Origin of the sequence: Shewanella sp. UCD-KL21, assembly GCF_001957135.1 — a bacterium.
Classification (GTDB): Bacteria; Pseudomonadota; Gammaproteobacteria; order Enterobacterales; family Shewanellaceae; genus Shewanella.
In genome coordinates this window covers 16,436-35,535 of the sequence record NZ_MPHK01000001.1, presented here as the reverse complement: position 1 = coordinate 35,535, position 19,100 = coordinate 16,436, and the positions used below count along the sequence as shown (strand labels likewise).

At 41.8% G+C, this 19,100-nt stretch carries 16 protein-coding genes; 2 read left to right on the top strand and 14 right to left on the bottom strand.

The genetic code is table 11. The annotated features are described in order from the left end of the window. Positions 1 to 28: 28 nt before the first annotated feature. The gene (locus BM739_RS00145) at positions 29 to 988 is read right to left on the bottom strand and encodes a hypothetical protein (RefSeq protein ID WP_139326782.1); all 960 of its coding nucleotides are present in this window, start codon (positions 986 to 988) and stop codon (positions 29 to 31) included. A gap of 439 nt (positions 989 to 1,427) precedes the next feature. Here BM739_RS00145 and BM739_RS20685 point away from each other — a divergent pair, with 439 nt between their 5' ends. Next, positions 1,428 to 1,532 (top strand): hypothetical protein, encoded by a 105-nt coding sequence (locus BM739_RS20685; RefSeq protein WP_368483149.1) that lies wholly within the window; start codon positions 1,428 to 1,430, stop codon positions 1,530 to 1,532. A 74-nt stretch (positions 1,533 to 1,606) separates the two neighbouring features. Here the strand turns inward: BM739_RS20685 and BM739_RS00135 are convergent, their stop codons facing one another. From BM739_RS00135 to bioB, 5 genes are all read right to left on the bottom strand, one after another. Then, a complete protein-coding gene (locus BM739_RS00135) occupies positions 1,607 to 2,065 on the bottom strand; it encodes a hypothetical protein (RefSeq protein ID WP_139326781.1) in 459 nt (152 codons plus the stop codon). A gap of 131 nt (positions 2,066 to 2,196) precedes the next feature. Beyond that, the gene (bioD, locus tag BM739_RS00130) at positions 2,197 to 2,913 is read right to left on the bottom strand and encodes a dethiobiotin synthase (protein WP_076536736.1); all 717 of its coding nucleotides are present in this window, start codon (positions 2,911 to 2,913) and stop codon (positions 2,197 to 2,199) included. A gap of 43 nt (positions 2,914 to 2,956) precedes the next feature. Beyond that, a complete protein-coding gene (locus BM739_RS00125) occupies positions 2,957 to 3,748 on the bottom strand; it encodes a methyltransferase domain-containing protein (protein ID WP_175609471.1) in 792 nt (263 codons plus the stop codon). Positions 3,749 to 3,756: 8 nt separating this feature from the next. Further along, on the bottom strand, positions 3,757 to 4,947 hold the full coding sequence (locus BM739_RS00120) for an 8-amino-7-oxononanoate synthase (protein ID WP_076536095.1): 1,191 nt from the start codon (positions 4,945 to 4,947) through the stop codon (positions 3,757 to 3,759). A gap of 34 nt (positions 4,948 to 4,981) precedes the next feature. After that, positions 4,982 to 6,034, bottom strand: coding sequence for a biotin synthase BioB (gene bioB / locus BM739_RS00115; protein ID WP_076536093.1), 1,053 nt, complete (start codon positions 6,032 to 6,034; stop codon positions 4,982 to 4,984). Positions 6,035 to 6,145: 111 nt separating this feature from the next. On the opposite strand from bioB, the gene bioA reads away from it, so the two are divergent. Continuing rightward, the gene (gene bioA, locus BM739_RS00110; protein WP_076536091.1) at positions 6,146 to 7,489 is read left to right on the top strand and encodes an adenosylmethionine--8-amino-7-oxononanoate transaminase; all 1,344 of its coding nucleotides are present in this window, start codon (positions 6,146 to 6,148) and stop codon (positions 7,487 to 7,489) included. A gap of 111 nt (positions 7,490 to 7,600) precedes the next feature. Here the strand turns inward: bioA and BM739_RS00105 are convergent, their stop codons facing one another. The 8 genes from BM739_RS00105 to BM739_RS00065 all read right to left on the bottom strand — a co-directional run bounded on the left by BM739_RS00105 (position 7,601) and on the right by BM739_RS00065 (position 19,091). Further along, entirely contained in the window at positions 7,601 to 8,194 is a 594-nt protein-coding gene (locus tag BM739_RS00105; RefSeq protein ID WP_076536089.1) for a pentapeptide repeat-containing protein, read from the bottom strand. A 226-nt stretch (positions 8,195 to 8,420) separates the two neighbouring features. Then, positions 8,421 to 10,136, bottom strand: a complete 1,716-nt coding sequence (locus tag BM739_RS00100; RefSeq protein ID WP_217697814.1) for a hypothetical protein — start codon at positions 10,134 to 10,136, stop codon at positions 8,421 to 8,423. Positions 10,137 to 10,479: 343 nt separating this feature from the next. Next, positions 10,480 to 11,643, bottom strand: a complete 1,164-nt coding sequence (locus BM739_RS00095) for a porin (RefSeq protein ID WP_076536087.1) — start codon at positions 11,641 to 11,643, stop codon at positions 10,480 to 10,482. Between the two features lie 210 nt (positions 11,644 to 11,853). Then, positions 11,854 to 12,471 carry an HD domain-containing protein gene (locus BM739_RS00090; protein ID WP_254843432.1) on the bottom strand — a complete coding sequence of 206 codons (618 nt, stop codon included), beginning with the start codon at positions 12,469 to 12,471 and terminating at the stop codon, positions 11,854 to 11,856. Continuing rightward, positions 12,471 to 12,875 carry a GNAT family N-acetyltransferase gene (locus BM739_RS00085; RefSeq protein ID WP_076536085.1) on the bottom strand — a complete coding sequence of 135 codons (405 nt, stop codon included), beginning with the start codon at positions 12,873 to 12,875 and terminating at the stop codon, positions 12,471 to 12,473. Before BM739_RS00085 ends, BM739_RS00090 begins: the two co-directional genes overlap by 1 nt. 404 nt (positions 12,876 to 13,279) lie before the next feature. Next, complete coding sequence (locus BM739_RS00075; RefSeq protein WP_076536081.1) at positions 13,280 to 13,618, bottom strand: hypothetical protein; 339 nt, start codon at positions 13,616 to 13,618, stop codon at positions 13,280 to 13,282. Between the two features lie 960 nt (positions 13,619 to 14,578). Further along, positions 14,579 to 17,170, bottom strand: a complete 2,592-nt coding sequence (locus BM739_RS00070; RefSeq protein WP_076536079.1) for a TonB-dependent receptor — start codon at positions 17,168 to 17,170, stop codon at positions 14,579 to 14,581. A 562-nt stretch (positions 17,171 to 17,732) separates the two neighbouring features. Then, positions 17,733 to 19,091 carry a GntP family permease gene (locus tag BM739_RS00065; protein WP_076536077.1) on the bottom strand — a complete coding sequence of 453 codons (1,359 nt, stop codon included), beginning with the start codon at positions 19,089 to 19,091 and terminating at the stop codon, positions 17,733 to 17,735. Positions 19,092 to 19,100: the final 9 nt, after the last annotated feature.

Sequence of the window (19,100 nt, the reverse complement as noted above, 5' to 3'; positions counted from 1 at the left end):
AACTCAAGCCTAGTAGAGAGTGTAATATTTAGCTAATAATCATGGGTGGCCATGTTATTTCCGCACCATTACCGTATGTACTTTTGATTGCTTCATCCGCTGCACCGCTTGCTGCATAGATAGCATGCAAACCGCGCTGTACTAGCTTATCTTTGGTAACACCATTGATTGCTGAGTGGTCCATCTTTGTACCATCTTGTAGACCGTACAACTCCCATGAGCTATCCTCACGTATCTCGATTATGAACTGCGTAGGCGTTGGCACATTCCAACGTGCGAAAGCACCAGAACCAGACACCTTGAAGTCTCCACCGTAGTTACGCTCTGCATCGCAGTTAGCTGCTGACGTTGCACCTAAGAACCAAGCTGTAACTGGTGTGCTATTCTCGGTTGCGATCTGCATGTTAACTCGGTAATCACGACCAAGGGCTTCAAGTGCTACCGTATCAATGTACTCCCCAACTGCAAAGTCCTGACTAGCGATACTACCTGTAACGTCCTCGGCAGCTAGTACAGTCTCAAGTTCTGCACCTGAGTAACGGCTGATGTAGTCCTCGCATTCGTACGCTGGTAACTCACCGCAGTTAACCTCCTGCTTTGGTGGTTCACAACCATCGTCACCCTCTGGGCATGGCTCAGGTATCTCACCGCAACCGTCACCCTCACAAGGTACTGGCGTCCATATTCCATCACCGCCAATCTCACGGTCTGGGTTAGTCACCCAATCACGGTCAATCACAAAGCCACCGTCAGAATCTAACGTAAGGCGATACCGATAATGGTTAGCTGGTGCAATATCCGTCACATCAACGTCAATACTAGCTCCACCACTAAAGCTAATGGTCATTACTGACTCGTCAGATACGTAAGCATCGCGGTATTCAACGCCTTCGTACATGCTAATCAGCTCTTCACCTCCACCCATAGTCACGCTTGTAATATCAATGTGACTATCAAGTGTAATGAACGACCAATCTTTGTTACTCATTGGTACTATAAATGTATTTTCATCAGCCGCTAGGACTGTTGTACCTAAATAACCGTACTCTTGAGAGGCATGTAGTAACGAACCGCCTGCTTCATTGGTCGTATCTGTGTGCCATGAGTCAATATCTGCGCGGCCTACTACTTCAAAAGTAATATCCTGCTCGATATTAACACCCCTCCAGCCCTATTACGAAAATATGGAAATGCAGCTAAGGATATATCTTGGCAATACCTGTTCCCATCAGCCACTCGATGTATTCATCCTTATGATGGATATATCTGCCGACACCATATTCATGAAACATCCTTTAGAAAACAATTACGAAAGGCGGTAGTAACCAGTCAAATAACTAAGCAGGTCAAGGCACATACATTTAGACATACTTTTGCGACATAGTTTTGCGACATAGTTACTGCAAAATGGAACAGATATTCGGACGGTGCAAGAATTACTGGGTCATACCGATCTTAAAACTACCGAACTATATACCCATGTCATTGGATCTCGATTCAGCCACACCTTAAGCCCATTGGATAGACAGTAGCATTCAATTATTTTCCATTAAACATAAATAAAACCCGTGTACTTACAGCTTAAACATGAAAGTTGATTTGCCCCTCATTGCTCTATGTTCGACACTTGATTAATCGTTTTTGGGAAACTAGACCCGTCGCAAATGCTGTAATCCATATCTGCCGGTGACTGTTGCGGCATTTTTTCAGCTTGAAAATAGCCCCATATTGCAAAACTAATAAACAATAAGGGCACAGCTAAGCATGATAATGATTTTGCCTTAGCTTTCCAGCCTCGCTGTATTGGTGTGGGTTTAAATACTTTGATGCCGATGGGTGGAAACTGTCGATGTTTTAAGCCTTTAACCCCCAAAGGTAATAGTGAAAAACTCACCAAAAGAGCGCAGAAAACAGGAAGGCCAACAAACATTGAATACCAAAGCACGCTAATGCCAGAAAAACCAAAAGGCGTGTGACAGTGAGCTGTCGTCGCATACCAAGAAATAAAAGGAAATAGCCACTTTTGATGGGTGATATAAATGAAAAGGCCCAGCAAGGTATACAATATTACTCTGCGTATTTTTTCGGCCTTGGTAAACTCTGGGGCAAATTCGATGATTTCTCTCCTTGAAAATATCAAATGCTAAAACAACGACTTGTAAGCGAAAAGACAAAGGCTAAAAAAAACTTAAGCCTCTATAAGGTCGAGTAATCAATATGCACAGCTGCATTTTCAGACGTTGCTTCATTTAAATGCGGTACATAACCTATAAATGGCGCGGTCATTAACTCTTTTAAACTTGATAAGTTCTCTTCTATTTCACTCATTTCTGGGTCAACTTGATTAGCGACCCAACCCGCAATATTAAGCCCATCAGCTTCAATGGCCTCTTGGGTTAATAATGCATGGTTAAGGCAACCAAGCTTCATGCCCACCACCAAAATTACCCCAACATCATTTTGCTGCGCCAGCTGCTGTACTGATTGCGATAAATATTGGCCTTTACCTAAGGGCAGTCGCCAGCCACCAGCGCCTTCAATTAATGCAAAGTCGGCACTGTTAAGTGCCTCAAGTGGCAATAAATCAACTACGCCACTGGCAGTTAAACTCACCCCTTGTTGCTTTGCGGCAATATGCGGCGCAATGGCGGGTTTAAATGCGATAGGGTTAATTTGATTGTAATCCAGCGAAATTGTGGATTGCTCTATTAGACTTAGCGCATCGCTATTTCTAAGCCCTGCGTCTGTTTCAATACAACCTGAGGCGATGGGTTTGACGCCCAGGGTTTTAGCTTCTGTGCTTTTAGCGACAGTTATTTTAGTCTGAGCTGTTTTTCTTGTTGCAAGATTAAGTAGCGCCGATGAAATCAGGGTTTTTCCGCTGTCAGTATCAGTGCCAGTAACAAAATAAATCATCGAAATATACCCTTCAGTGTTTATATCAATTGTTTGAAAATTAACGCTTAACAAGTTGTAAATAGCTGATGTTATAGCTTAAAGGTAAGCCGTTTGCTTCACGTAAGTTTTCCGCTTTATCCACTAATGCTAGCCAATCTTTACGGCCTCGTAAGCGGCTGACTTTTTTATCCGTTAAGCTTTTATCTTGGTATTCATTTACTGACGCCCCGACCCCTTTAATTGAGTAAAGTAATGCCTTTAAATCGGCAAAATACACTTGTTCGGTAGTGGTCTCAGCAAATAGGATTTGCCATTGAGTGGTATCAATCGCGGCGATAATATCATCTAGATGCCGAAAAGCATTATGGCCTAGCCCTAGGGTTTCAAGCTGAGAAAGACTGCCCTCACTCACCACGCTAATAAAGGCTTGGCCTTGAGGTTTTATGACTCGATTTAGTTCACTAAATACTTGGGTTAAATCATCACACCACTGCAAGACTAAGTTTGAATAAATACTGTCCATGCTATTGGCAGCTATGGGTAAGTTCGCCGCATCGGCGCAAACGGTGTGATATTGCGGAAAAGACTGCTGCACCACATTTAGCATTTGAGGCGATAAATCAACTGCTGTGACCTGAGTCAGCTGGCCCTGATTTGAATCAAAATCTGTACCTGGCCCACAGCCTAAATCCAGTAAATGTCCTGTTAAACCTGCTTTTTTATTAGCGTTATGATCAGTATTAGCAAGCGTCATTAACCTGCCAGCCGTGATACGCTGTAATACATCATGTTGTTTATAGGTGGCTGCAGCTTGGGAAAATTTAATCGCTACAGGGTTATCTAGATTCATTAAAATACTCATGTTAACTGCACTGCTAGTGCATCAACTAATTGGGTTATTTGCATGGCATTATGCGTCGCATTGATGGTCACTCTCAGCCTTGCCTGCCCTTTGGGCACCGTTGGCGGCCTGATTGCGCCAACCAGTAACCCTTGCTGTGCTAATGCCTTAGCAATTGCGATAGTGCTTTCACTGTCGCCAATAATGACCGGTTGAATAGCGGTTGTTGACTCTGTTAGCGCAATATTTTTAGCATCACAAAGCGATCTAAATAAGCTGATATTGGCAAGTAATGTTGATTTTTTATCAGAGTTCGATTGGGCTAAGTTAACCGCTGTTAGCGCTAAATGGGCACTGGCAGGTGAAAGCGCGGTTGAATAGATGTAATGGCGTGATTGCGCCACCATATAATCAATGATTTGCTGTGACGCTAACACGCAGGCGCCTTGGCAGCCGAGGGCTTTACCAAAGGTAATGACTTGAATATCGCATTGTGGTGTAACAACTGAACCACTAACGTTAAGGCTATTGCTATTAGCGCTTTTGTCATCAAGATGACAATAATCAATTCCAAAGCCATGGGCATCATCAACCACTAACCAGCTATTATGTTGCTTACACAAGTTTGATAACGCAGCTAGCGGCGCGCGATCGCCATCCATACTAAACACGCTTTCGGTAAATAAGGCGCTATTTGGGAATCGATTAAGTAACTGCTCAGCATGGGCTAAATCGTTATGTTTATAACGTTTGAGTGTGGCGCCGCTGTCTTTTACGCCGTCTATCACTGATGCATGAATAAGCTTATCGGCAATAATCACATCGCCTGCTTCAAATAAGGTTTTGATTAATGCTTGGTTGGCACTGAACCCTGAGCAAAATAATAGCCCTGCTTCATGGCCTGTAATATCACATAGGCGTTGTTCAAGCTTTAGATGGGCGTCGCTATAGCCTGACACTAATGGCGAGGCTTTACTGCCCACACCATATTTTATCGCGCCAGCATGAATAGCGGCAATCATCTCAGGATCATTAGCGAGACCAAGGTAATCGTTGTGACTGAAATCAATAATATTGGGAATTGTTGGAGCTAAGTTGTTAGCCGATGCCTTATCTAACTCAGCTAACTTTCTTTGCCTTAGCAAGCCATCGATTTGCAGTTGCTGCAAACGATGACTTATTCGATCTGATATTGGGTGATTTGCCATGAATACTGCCTTCTACTGACAAATGTAGCTCGCGTTATAACGCAGCGGCATCAAAAAATTGTTGCGTTGCTTTATCTTTTTTAGCATTGGCTTTAGCCATTAACGCAGTGTCAGATTCAATGTCAGCTGATGGCCCTTGCTCAGGATGCAGACCTAGACGTCTAAATAGGCTCATATCATCGTTTTCTTCTGGGTTAGGCGTCGTCAGTAGCTTACAACCGTAGAAGATTGAGTTAGCGCCAGCAAAGAAACACATAGACTGTAATTCATCAGTCATGCTCTCACGCCCTGCTGATAAACGCACTCGAGATTTAGGCATAATAATCCGCGCCACAGCAATGGTGCGCACAAATTCAAATGGGTCTAAATCATCAATTTTTTCAAATGGCGTACCCGCCACTTTTACTAGCATATTGATAGGTACTGAATCAGGGTGTTGCTCTAAATTAGCGAGCTGTTGTAATAAACCAGCGCGGTCGGTGGCTTTTTCACCCATACCGACAATCCCGCCAGAACACACTTTCATGCCTGACTGACGCACGTTGGTTAGGGTATCAATTCGGTTTTGATAGGTACGGGTGGTGATCACATCGCCATAATATTCAGGTGAGGTATCAAGGTTATGGTTGTAATAATCAAGGCCTGCTGCTGCCAGCTCATCTGATTGCTCTTTTGACAGCATGCCCAGTGTCATACAGGTTTCCATGCCTAATGCTCTCACGTCTTTAACCATTTGGGTTAAATACGGCATATCGCGCTCGCGGGGGTTACGCCAAGCTGCGCCCATACAAAAACGTGATGCTCCGGCGGCTTTAGCGCTTTTGGCTTCAGTTAATACTTTTTCGATTTCCAGTAAACGCTCTTTTTCAAGACCGGTATCGTAACGGGCACTTTGGGGACAATACTTACAATCTTCTGGGCAAGCACCGGTTTTAATCGACAATAACCGACTAATTTGCACTTCATTAGGGTCAAACGTCTCACGATGAATACTGTGGGCTTCAAACAGTAAGTCGTTCATCGGTAAAGCAAATAACGCTTCTATTTCTGCTTTGGTCCAGTCATGACGGATGGCTAACGACGACATTGATTAATCCTTTGTTATTCATTTTATATTCACTTTATATTGGGTTAGGATACCTTCAGCACGTAAACTGTCAATGCTACCGCGCATTACACCTTGACTAACGGTTAAAATATGAACAAATCATTTTCTCAGCAATCATCCCAGACTATCGATTTCGAGTTTGATAAACAGCATATCTGGCATCCCTATACTTCGATGAATAAAGCAGCCAGTGTGACAGGTGTTCACAGCGCTGATGGCTGTGAACTGATGTTAAACGATGGCCAAAAGGTCATTGACGGCACCAGCTCGTGGTGGGCATGTATTCATGGCTATAACCGCCCTGAGATTATTGATGCAATGCAGCTGCAGCTGACGACTCTGAGCCATGTGATGTTTGGCGGTATTACTCATGCGCCTGCTGTAAACCTATGTAAGCAATTAGTGGAGATGACGAGCCCTAATTTGACCAAGGTTTTTTTAGCCGACTCTGGCTCCATTGCCGTTGAAGTGGCGATTAAAATGGCCATGCAATACTGGCAAGGTAAACAGCAACCACAAAAGCAGCGCTTATTAACCGTTAAGCGAGGCTATCACGGTGATACTTTTGCGGCGATGAGTGTTTGCGATCCTGATAATGGCATGCATACCATGTTTAGTACTGCAGTAACCGAACACCTATTTGCCCCAGCGCCTGAATCTGTTTTCGGTGAAGCATTAAAGCAAGGTGATACTGATGCGCTTGAGGCAATTTTAACTGAGCATCACCACGATATTGCCGCCATCATTATTGAACCTGTAATGCAAGCGGCTGGCGGTATGCACTTTTATTCAGCCGAGTATTTATCTGCCATTAGAACCTTGTGTGACCGATACAATGTACTACTCATCCTTGATGAAATAGCCACTGGTTTTGGCCGTATCGGCAAACTGTTTGCTTATGAATATGCCAATATCGAAGCAGACATTTTGTGTTTAGGTAAAGCCTTAACCGGTGGCTACATCAGCCTTGCTGCCACACTTTGTAGTGATGAGGTAGCCAAAGGCGTTAGTGACTCACCTGCAGGCGTGTTTATGCATGGGCCAACATTTATGGGTAACCCGCTAGCATGTGCAGCAGCCAGTGCCAGTATGAGTATTTTGCAAACAGGCGTGTGGCAACAACAGGTCAGCAATATTGAACTGCAAATGAAGACTGAACTTGCTGAGGCTATCAATTATCAACATGTGTTGGATGTCAGAGTGTTAGGCGCTGTGGGCGTAATTGAAATGGATAGCGTGGTTAACACGGCTAAATTGCAGCAAGACTTTATTGAGTTAGGTGTGTGGATAAGACCCTTTGCCAACGTGATATACATTACTCCGCCTTATACCATTAAAAAAGAGCAATTAACTGTACTGACCCAAGCCATGAAAACCATTGCCTCAAACATTACTCAAGAGCAAGCCGCAGCAGATAGCTTTAGTCATGGTTAGCTTACGTGTAAATAAGTAGATTGATTTAAAAGCAGTGTAATACTAATCGCGCTATGACATTTATCGCGCTATGGCATTAAGAGTGAACCCATAGCGCTTTTAATTTTTTGCTTAATCCACTAGCTCAATATCTAAGCTTTCGAGTAAGTTTAGCGCTTCAAAACGTGAAAACTTAGCTTGGGCAATGCGGTTTTGCAGCACATCAATAGTAAAGTCGGTTGAATCACTAAAGTCGACAGCTTGTAGATTAGTTTTCATAAAAATGCTGTTAGTAAAATCACAAACAGTCATGGTGGAATTGGCAAAGTCACCATGACGAAAATCCACATCATGCAACTTGCATTCAATCAGCTTTAATTCATTTAATACCAAGGAAAAAAATGAATTATCATTAAGAATACAACGGCTAAAGCTTAATTGTGCATCACGATGAAATGACGGCCAATCCGCTTTGGTCCAATCAATGCCCACCATTTTGCAGTCATTAAAATCTACCTCAAAAAAACGGCTATGGGGCACCTTAATTAAGCTCAAATTACAGCGATTAAACGTGCAACTTAAAAGCTTAGTATTTTTTAATACTGCTTCAGTAAAGTCGCAATCATTAAATTCACACTCTTCAAATTCACAGCCCTCAGTTGAGTCTATGGATTGTTTATTAAAGCTTTTATCAAAATACTGCGCATGTGCGACGATCTGACTCATTAATACCTCATGCTGATTTGTTCAAATTCGAGCTTGGATTAAATTACCCTATTCCTCACTTAGACTGATGCGCATCTTATAACACGCGAACTGACATAGCGTGAAACTTAACAAAAAATAATATTGCCAATACGCCATTAGCAAAAAGCCAATAAAAAACCGATAGTGGTTAAGTAAAACTTACTCACTATCGGTAATCTTGATACAAAATAATCGCTAAGCCTGTTTAGAAACGATAATTAAAACTTACCGTATATGCATCACGGGTTTCACCCTTGTTATACAGCACACTTAAATTGTAATGTTTACCAATTTGCTTATTAAAGCCCACTAGATAAGCCCAATTATTCAAATCGACACCCACATCATAGGTAAATTCACGATTCAACTCTTCAACAAAACCTAAATTACCTTCCATATTGGCTTTTAATGCCTGATATTCAGCACCAAAAAACAACTGCGCTCGGTAATCCAGTAACTGGTAACCCACCATAGGTTGCAAGGTTAAAATACCGTCGCCCCAATCCTGGCCGCTTAATTTAGTGAACGAATAGGTGCCTGTAACCGAGGCAAAAAACTCCTTATAGCCCACAGAAAGTGTGGTACCTACACCCGCTAAATCATAGTCGAGTTCCAAGGGCACATCAAAACGGGTTGACTCACAAAGTGGCACTCCAGCTTTAGCAGCAACGAAACAAGCAGCATCAGCTTTAAACTCTGAGCCTAATTTATCGACAAACACATCACGAAGATTACCTGTATACTGGACATCAATAACCGCATCGACTTTTAGTTTACCCACTAATGCATATACATTCCAAAATGGAAAAATATTTAAATCTGCTCTTAAGGAAAAACTTTCAGCCTCTACAGTTCCGAAGGTGGTTCCTGGGTCAAAAAATTCGTCTAGTTCCAAGCCCATGATGTCAAAGTAAGTAAAATCTACATCCATATCTTGCTTACGGTAAGCAACAGAAAAACCATAAGGTAACGGTACATCAATCCCTTGTTGGCGCACTAAATCAGCAAGAAATGGGAACATCCTTTGTAGTTCAACCTTTTCTTCACGCATACGAGGATCAGACACTGTGGCGAGTAAATCTGCATCAATCACCACGACTTCATTTTCGTTATCATATAAGGCAATGGTCTTAACCGTTGTGGTTAATGTAATCGGTTTACCTTTTTTAGTGCCCTTGGCGATTTCAATTTTCTTTTTGATATAAGGCTTACCGTTTTGCAACTCGGTAAAGTAGATCTTTTGCGAATAGTCTTTAACTTCTACATCTTCGTAATCGAATTTTTTTGAATTGGTAATCTCCATTGTTATCGGCTTGCCATCTTTAGCCGTTATGGACACCTGCATAAAACGAAAATAAGCAATATTTTGCGGTAGTTGGTATTTGGAGTAATTAAAGCGGATCACCACTTCTCCATTGGCCTTTTCAGCCACCTTGACTGATGACTCATCATAACTTTTAGCGTATTGGCGCAAAAGGTATTCTTTTTTTGTCAAGTTTTCGATACGTGCAATGACATCTTCGCCTTTATCTAACTTCATTGGGTCATATTTAATCCTTAAATCAATACTGCCTTTGGGGTTAGTACTTTGAACTAAAAATATGTCAGACGTTGTTTGTTTACCTTCAAACTCAGTGACTCGAGATGCATGTTCAACTAGGTTTTCACCTTGAGATAACGAGCTCATTCCCCATTTAGGCAAGTCTTCAGAAAGGCCATATTTTACAAAGACATTCTCCCCTGCGGCAACACTTACAAATTCAACATCTTCCGCTTCTGCAGCGATAGCGACGTTACTTAAAAACAATGATGCCACTAATAAGCTTGAAACTTTAATCGCCCTATTAAGGCTTAAAAAGCTCACCTGCAATAGGGCATAATTAAATGTTATTCCGTTTAACGAACTTTTATTAGTATCCATATAAGCGCTACCTAATTGATGTATAAAGTCATTTCTATTGAGTTACTATATAAATTGTACGCACTAATAACAAAAGTGCAAAGTTTATCCTGTGTTTTTTTACATTTATCTCGGCGGTAGTAATATCTCTTGTTGTAAAAGAAAAATTAAGCTGAACGATAAAGTTAAAAACTGTGACTAAAACCCACACGCTAAACGATGACAAAGGGGAATGTTTACGGGTAATCATCGGTAGAGTTTAGGCGTAATTGAAGGTATTTTAATGCAAACTAACAATGCTTTGAGCCTGTGCATTAACGCGCTCAAAGCATCAATGGTTGAATGAGGCTAGACCCTCTTTATCTTAAAAAGGGTAATACATACCCACAGAAATATAGTCGTCGTTACTATTACTGCCATCGGCATTTTTTCCGTTATCAACCATACCCTCAATAAAGGCAAAAAATCCCAGTGAAGGCACGTTGTAATTAAGAGTGATGATGATTAAATCGAGCTCATATTGGCTAGCCTGGTTCTGTTCTGCAATATCGTAATTATCCGGTTCTATATGATTCCAACCGAGCATCGGGGTCCAATTGCCTATGTCTCGGCTCAGTGCCACCTCGTAGCCTTTACCTTCAAAAATTTGATCACTGCTGTCTTGATACATACCTTCTGAATGTGAAGCTACCGCAGATAAATACCAGTCCCCCATAGTTGAACTAAAAGAAGCGGCAATGGCTCTAGGATTACTGATCCTAATGCCTTGGCCTTCAGCCTCGTCATTTACATACGCTAAACCAAAGGTGAATTTGTCTTGATCATAAGCATATATAACACTGGCGGCTTCACCGCCTTTCGCGGTTAAGGTGACTTCATTACCGTCATCATCTAAGACTGGCATATCGTCGTCATCTTTTAGCTCAGTGGTGTCATCAATAAATTGCCCTTGCAGATTCACAGTTAAACTATGCTCATTAAAATCAAAAGCCTTATTCCAAAACACACCGTTATCAACCCGGCCTGTTCCGCTTAAGCCACCATCACCAAAGACATAGGTTGATGATGCCAGCGCCGAATAAACATTAAACCTATCGGTTACTGAGGTGACGGCTGAATATGCGCCTATCCTTTTACCAATGGATAACTCCCCCCATTGACTATGCTCTGCGGCAAAGAAACCTTGCCTGAGTGACATAAACTCATTCCGACCATCATTGAGGGATAATGCATTATGACCTATGTTGTAACTATCAATGCTATTACGAGCTACCGCATTAATATACCACTCAAAAAAACCTCTAAATTTAAGCTCAGGATTTACCGAACCACTAAAATCAAAATGTAATCGAGAGCCGTTATCAAACACTGTGGTTGAATTGTCACCATCAGAACTTTCTTTTTTAATCACCCCTAATTGAATGTTGCCACCTATGTCTAAATTCAATAAGTCAGACTTATAAACTTCAACTGCACCAGCGGGTAACACGGTTAAGAAAAGGCAAGTCCCTAATATTTTTTTCATCATCTCAATGACACTCCCATTTATAAGGCATTACGGCGAAAATCATTATCTGTGACTGATTTTTAGCCTTTTTATAAATGTAGCTAATTTTTCGCAACTATAAAGATACACAAGAAATTGTTTTTATTTTTATTCAATAAAAGTCGTGATAAGAGCGATGAGAATAAGAGTAATGAGAAAAAATTATCGGTTGTTACCTAAAGCGAGCCAGCGCTATTTAAGTAAACCTTGCTCGGCGGCGTTGATTAACTGCTTTTCAAGCTCAGACCATAGACTATGGCTGCCTTTGGCAATCTGTTCACCATTCAATGACATGACTTGCTGCTTTGAAATGTTATGCTTTTTCCAACTATGACCACCGCCATGAATGTTGTGCAGTAAGGGGGGCACTCTATCAATGGCTTTCGCGAAAATAGCATCGGCAGTCTTACCTGCTTCGAACTCAAGCCAAAGCTGTAAATATTCGTCAGCTAAATGCTCTGGCAAGGTTTTGAATAACCGCTCTACTCCTTGCTGCTCCGCAATCGAATGCGTATTGTTGCTGGCATAAACTATGGTATCGCCTGCATCGATTTCACCAAGATCATGCAGTAGTAGCATTTTAATCACCCGATTGATATCAACGGGTTCATTAGCAAACTCTTTGAACATCAGCGCACTAATGCACACATGCCAGCTGTGTTCAGCTGAATTCTCATAGCGTTCTAAACCTACAGGTTTAGTATTAGGTGTTACCGACTTTAACTTTTCTATTTCTACAATAAATTCAACAATGCCTTTTATCTCATTCAAACATCCTTGTAAATGAATCCCATAATATTCAGTGAGCATTAGTATTCTTTGTTGAGGAAAATCCTTTCAGGGCTACCAGGAAAAGCTGCCACACTGCCGACAACTTTAAAACCCAGCTTTTTATAAAACTCTGGCGCTTGGTAATCTAAGGTATCCAGTTGGGCAACAACACAACCCCTTTTCTTGGCTTCCAGTTCTGCCGATGCCATTAATTGACGGCCAAGACCTGAGCCTCGGCTTGCTTTGTCGACCCAGAGCACTTCAATAAGAAAGTTTCTGTATATAGTTCGCCCTGCAATGCCACCGATAATGGTGCCTTGTTCATCACGGCAAACCACAGATAACGGCTTGGTATCTTCTGGCCCCATATGTTCATATTTATGCTCTCTAACCCCAGCAACTAAGGTGTCAAATACTTCATGATCTATAACCTCTATTTTCACTACCTTTCTCCGTTTAAATCATTTTTTATAATCTAAATTCCATCTTTGGTGAGATTAAAATTGTATTTATACACAACCCAATAATATGCCTATGGCAAATATCGGCCAAAACCACAGGCTATTCATAAAGCGATCAAGTAACCAAAAATAGATTGCAGCAAATACAAATGAAATTAGCGAACCAACTAAAGAGTCGAAAAGCTCAAAGCCAAATAAAAGCGATAATATAAAAAATATTGCAGAATATATGCTGGCGCACAGGAAAGGTTTTTCATTTTGCTCAAGTAATTTGACTAATCCGAAAAGAATTAGCAACTTTAATATAAAAATCATTTATCTCTATTACGTCCTTGGTGATTTGTGCGTGAATGTTTCGGTTCACGCATATCTCTAATCAACGCCAATTATGCTTGCTTGAGATTAAGCGACTCTAAATATTTACGTAAAGTGATCAGCTTTAGCTCTGTAAGCACAAGTTTCAAAAATCCAAAAGCCGATACTGCTATAAGAAATGCACTCGAAAAGCGATGAGAGAAACTCAGCCCATATACACCACTAAACAACAAAAGGCTGCTGAAAACGCCCATTATCACATCTCTGGTTTTCAGCTTATATTGATTTAAAACTACATCATGTGTAACCCAAACAGGATTAGCTAAACCCGCTAATTTGAGTTTTATATCATTGCCTTCAAACGAGACATCATAGCCTCGCTGCTGTAACTGTTGAAATATTAATTCCATTGCAATTGTCCATGTACTTGGATTATTAAAAGTGTTCTACAACCCCTACTGACCTTGATAGGTGCCATAGTCTCGTTAACGATAAATAAATCTAACCGCCAAACAACACAACAACAATCACCTACAATTAAACAACTTAACACCTTATTAACACGCACAGGGGTGAGTCACATTTTGAGCATAACCATTAACCGTTAACTATGAGCAACTAATTAACCGCGTTAATGTGCTGTTCATACATTCTTATGCATATCATCTATTGCTATCTATTACGGCTATATAGGGCCATACTGAGATGGTTACTTATGTATTCGACAATTGAGTCTAATGTACTAGTAACAAGGTCCTCCGGTTGATTAAAACTAACCTCAGGTGTGTTACATGACAACAAATGGAAAGTATCATGAGCAAAGGACAAGACAGTAAGAAAAACACCAAAAAGCAACCGCTTTTAACTGCAAAAGAAAAGAAAGCAGCAAAGACGGCCAAGAAAGCTAACAAAGGTTTTCTAGATAATTAAGCAAGATGTGGCCATCGAGTTCCTTCGGTGGCCTGATATAGCTACCAGCATTTCCCTCGCAATTTTCGCTTTTTGACCCAACGCCTTATACTGTGATTTAGCCCATTTCAGGCAAACTAATATTTAGACTAATAGCCAGACGCCCCCCAGACGAGTCCCCCAAATGAATTGCCAAACGATTAACTTAGGCTATTAATGCATACTGAAAATATGCCTGCGTGTGACTAAACATGATAAACAAGCCTAATGCCATAACAAGCCTTGTCCCAGATAAAGGCTATTGCTATAACCGTTTGAATGCCGCAAAAGCAAAAACATTTCCCTAACTAAAAGTAAAAAATCACCCCAACAAAATACCATCACGCAGTACTTGTTGAGATGACTTTAGTGCGGCCTTAAGCCTAATTAACAATTAACTCAATGCTTTGTCATTGCTTTGGCTAAAACCATATATATTCAAATGTCACCCCATATTGGGCGCCCATGGCTGGGTATTTGGCATACATTTCATTATTTTTAACTGTGGTATTGGTGTAGTACTCGTCGGTGATATTTTTACCCCATGCAAAGGCTTTCCAACTATCAGCTTCAACCCCAAAACGTAAATTCACTAGGGTATAAGACGGGTTAATAAAACGCTCATCAAACTCATAATCGGTTGCAGGTATTTCAACGGCATAAGGCTCACCAGCAAAGTCGGACACGGCAATAGTTTGATCCACTGAGCCTTCAAAATCAGCATGTGACTCACTTGAATATGCTACATCTGCGCCGACAAAACCTTGCAATCCAGCTGAAATCTCAAAGTCAAAACGGGCAAATAAATTAAACTGATGCTCTGGGGTAAAAGGCAGTGGCGAACCCTCAAAGTCTAAATATTGCCCGGGCTGATTAAAGCCAACACCTTGTTTAATCTCTGAATCTAACCAGCCGTAGGCAGCACCTAAAGTTAAGTTATCTGTCGCTAACCAGCGCCCATCAAGTTCAACCCCAGTGATGGTAGATTCTGGCATATTACCCAAGGTAAATGCGGTTCTAAATACTGGGATTACTTTCTTGGTAAGCAGTTGCTTATCTTTATAATCATAATAAAATGCCGCGCCATTTAACTGCAGAGTTCGCTCGGCTAGGCTTGATTTAAAACCAATTTCATAAGCATCAAGTTGCTCTTGAACAACGGGTACTAACTGCTGATCAGTCACTGCAGCTAAAGAAGGAAAGCTACCGGCTTTAAAACCGCGGCTATAAGATGCATAGACTGATAAATCATCATTAAACTCATAGTTAGCGGCTAGGCGCCATGAAAGTGAGTCTTCGCTTAATGTGTCTTTAAACTCACCGACATTCGCCTCTGGTGTTCCAAAATCTAATACTGTAATGCAACTGCCTGCGTTGTAACCATCGCCTTTGATAATGTCACTCGAGGGTGCTGTTCCGAAAAAGAAATTAAAAAAAGTATCAGCTAAACCACCATCAACATCTCTTGAACAGCCAGTAAAATCTGCTTCATCTTTTGAATAACGCAAACCTGTGGTAAGGGTGAATTCATCTGTTATAAACCAGTCAGCACTGGCAAACACTGAGGCAGTTGTGGTTTGTTGATTAATATCATTTTCAGCAATATTAAAGCCAAAACCTGGGATTGGCAGAATATTTACGTTACTACTCACGCCCCAATCCTGCTGGGTTTGGTAATCGACTTCGCTTTCACTGTAATACAGGCCTGCAATCCACGCGACGCTATCAAGTTGCTGACTGACACGAAACTCTTGGGATATGGAATCAATTTCACCATTTTGATAAACATAATCCATGGTAACGTAATCGGAATCGGCTGCATTTTGATAACGGCCTAATAAGTAGCCGTCAAATCCTGCCCCAAAGGCTTGTTCTGTTGCTGCACTTAGTGGGTTATTTTTAATATTAGCAATGGTTTCCCCTGCAAAACCTGCTCGTTCGTATTCAGAACCATCATCTTCAAATTTAGAGTAGCCTGTCAGCGAGGTAAATAAAGTACGGTCATTGATGTCATGTTCAACTTTCAATGACACATTAGTGCTGGTGTGTTCAAGGCTCGGCGTGCGCCCTGCAGTCCAATCCGCTTTGGCATTATCATCCATTAAGCCGGTAAAGTTCTGTGGGTTTTGGACTACATCTAACTGGGTTTGATATATCGCTGCAGTAAACGGTGCGTCCCCCGCTTTACCGGGAATATAATCAATATTTTGCGGCGCAATGGTTTCTGAGTTATCGCTTGCGTAACCGATAGTGAGCAATGCTTGAGTTGCCTCACTGAAGTCAAAGTTTAAGCTACCACGCACAGCCAGTTTATCTTGTCGGCCTAAGGTTTCATCACGGCTAATGCTTTCCTGCCAGCCCTCATCTGACTGAATCGTTTTAAGTGCCAGACGACCACTCACCATGTCGCTAATTCCGCCTGTCACGTAACCTTCAGCAGAAATGGTTTCATAAGAAGCAATACCTGCTTTGATAGCGGCTTCAAAATCCTTAGAGGGTTTAGCCGCAATATAATTCACCGCGCCAGCCGTTGAGTTACGGCCATAAAGCGTACCTTGTGGCCCTTTTAAAATCTCCACCCGCTCGACATCAAGGTTAGTGCCTTTGGTCATAATAGGAAATGGCACTGCGATTTCATCAACATACACCCCAACGGTTGATGTCGCTTGTGCACTTGATTCATTAAAACCGACACCACGTAAGGTATAAACCGGAGCCCCAAATGCGCTATCACTGAAATTAAATCCGGGCACAATATTGGCTAAATCTGTGGTGTCATCGATACCTATTTCATCCAAGGTCTCGGCATTAAAGGCCGAAATCGACATAGGCACTTCATTAATAGATTGGCTGCGTTTTTGCGCGGTCACTTCAATCACTTCAAATTGCTTTTTGTCTGGCTGAGTTTGGTCTTGTTGCGGCTCATTTGCCATTACTGGTGCATGAATGATTGATAGCAACACTGTGGCAATAAACGACTTTTTAAAATTTACGCTTGCATGAATATTTGACATAGTTAATCCCCAAATTGACTATTATTATTTTTCTTGCTCATGTTAATAATTTGTAAAAACCATTAACTAATTTGAGGGTAACGCTAGCGCTGTACAATAAACTGCCACATTTGTTGCCATTGGCTGTGATTAACCATTAAGAATTTAAGGGAATGTAAAATGGTGAGCAGCTTTGCAGCCTAAACGACCTAGCTTACTCGTGCTACTTTGCCAACGGCATTTTCAGAATAATTCAACTCAAGTTAGCTACATTACTGCTGTTAGCTGTGTTAGCGATGTGAGCGGCGGCGACTGACCACTATGGATGGTGAGAATATTAAAATTTTTCTAGAACTCATTTGCTTGGTTCAAACTAAACTCTTGTAAAAGTACCGCTTCAAACACTTTTCTATCTAACAAGCTTTCAGCTAACAGACTTTTATTTAACAAGGTGTTGCCTAACAAACTGTCACCCAAAAAACACAAGCTTTAGTCTATGGCGAATAGGCAGCCTAATGTTTAAATGAGTAGCTTTAGTGACTCAATTTAAACATTAGCGTGCCTTGATCTTTGCTGGATTTCATCAGAACGGGTTAATCGCCCAGTAAACTGCAATTGTGGCTAAACAGGCAATCACTGGAAATACCACAGTGACAATCCCAACATCTTTATAGGCTGATTTATGGGTTTGGCCGGTTATCGCCAATATCGCCACAACTGCGCCACAATGAGGCAGACTATCAAATCCCCCACTGGCCATTGCGGCAACCCGATGTAGGATCTCTGGTTCGACGCCTTTATCAAGATAAACAGGCGCCATAGTCCCTAAAAAGATTTGCAAGCCACCTGATGACGAGCCCACAATCGCTGACACTGAACTTGCGGCAATAAAAACCGACAACAGCACAGGGACATCTAATGTGGTGATCCACTGGGAAAACTGCGCAAAAGTGTCGGTATGGCTGACTACGCCACCAAAACCAATGACAACTGAAGTCGCGATTAACGGCGATATAGATTCTTCAGCGCCTTGACCAAGCTCGGTAATACTGCTGGGTAGAATGCGTGGAAATAACACTATGGTGGTAATAATACCAATCAAGAGTGCCATACAAGGCCAAATTATCGGCTGACTATTGGCATAGTCAACAACTTCAATGCCGTTAACGCCTAAAGCACTGATGATCCTAGGAGAGACAATACAAATAACCACAGCGGCAATGGGAATGACTGAACGAAACCAAGATGGCATCGCCATTTGCTTATTATTGGCTAAAATCAGTTTATCTTTTTCAGAAGGGATAAAACCCTCACCCTTGGCCTTAGCTATGTGGCGCTGCTTTTCAAGATACCACAGCCCCAAAGACAACATAATGGCGCTACTGAATAAGCCATAGCCCGCTGCGGCAAATAAGTCGGTTTTCAGCGATACCGAAGAAATCACATTATGAATTGACGGTGACCCCGGCATCGCGGTCATGGTGAAAGTACCAATACCTAAGGCAATAGCGCCAGTAAATAACCGCTTAGGCACATTGGCTTGTTGCAATAGCTGCACCCCAAGCGGATACATAGTGAAAATAACCACAAACAACACCACGCCACCATAGGTAAGCAAAGCTGAAAATAATACCGTAATAATTAGCACACGTTCAGCGCCTAAGGTGTCGACTAACTTATTCGCAATGCTATTGGCCGCTCCTGTTGCCGCTAACAAACGTCCGAACATCGCACCTGCTGCAAAGAGTAAAAAGAACCGTCCAGCAAAGGTAAAAGCCCCCAACGCGCCAGTGGGGAAATACTCTAGCATGGCTTTGTCAAACGCCATGCCGCTAGTGATAATCACTATGGTGGAACACACCAGCGAGGCCAGCACAATGCTATAGCCACGCATCGCCATCCAAATAAACACTGCTAATGCAGCAATAATCCCTAAAGCCATATCAATAAC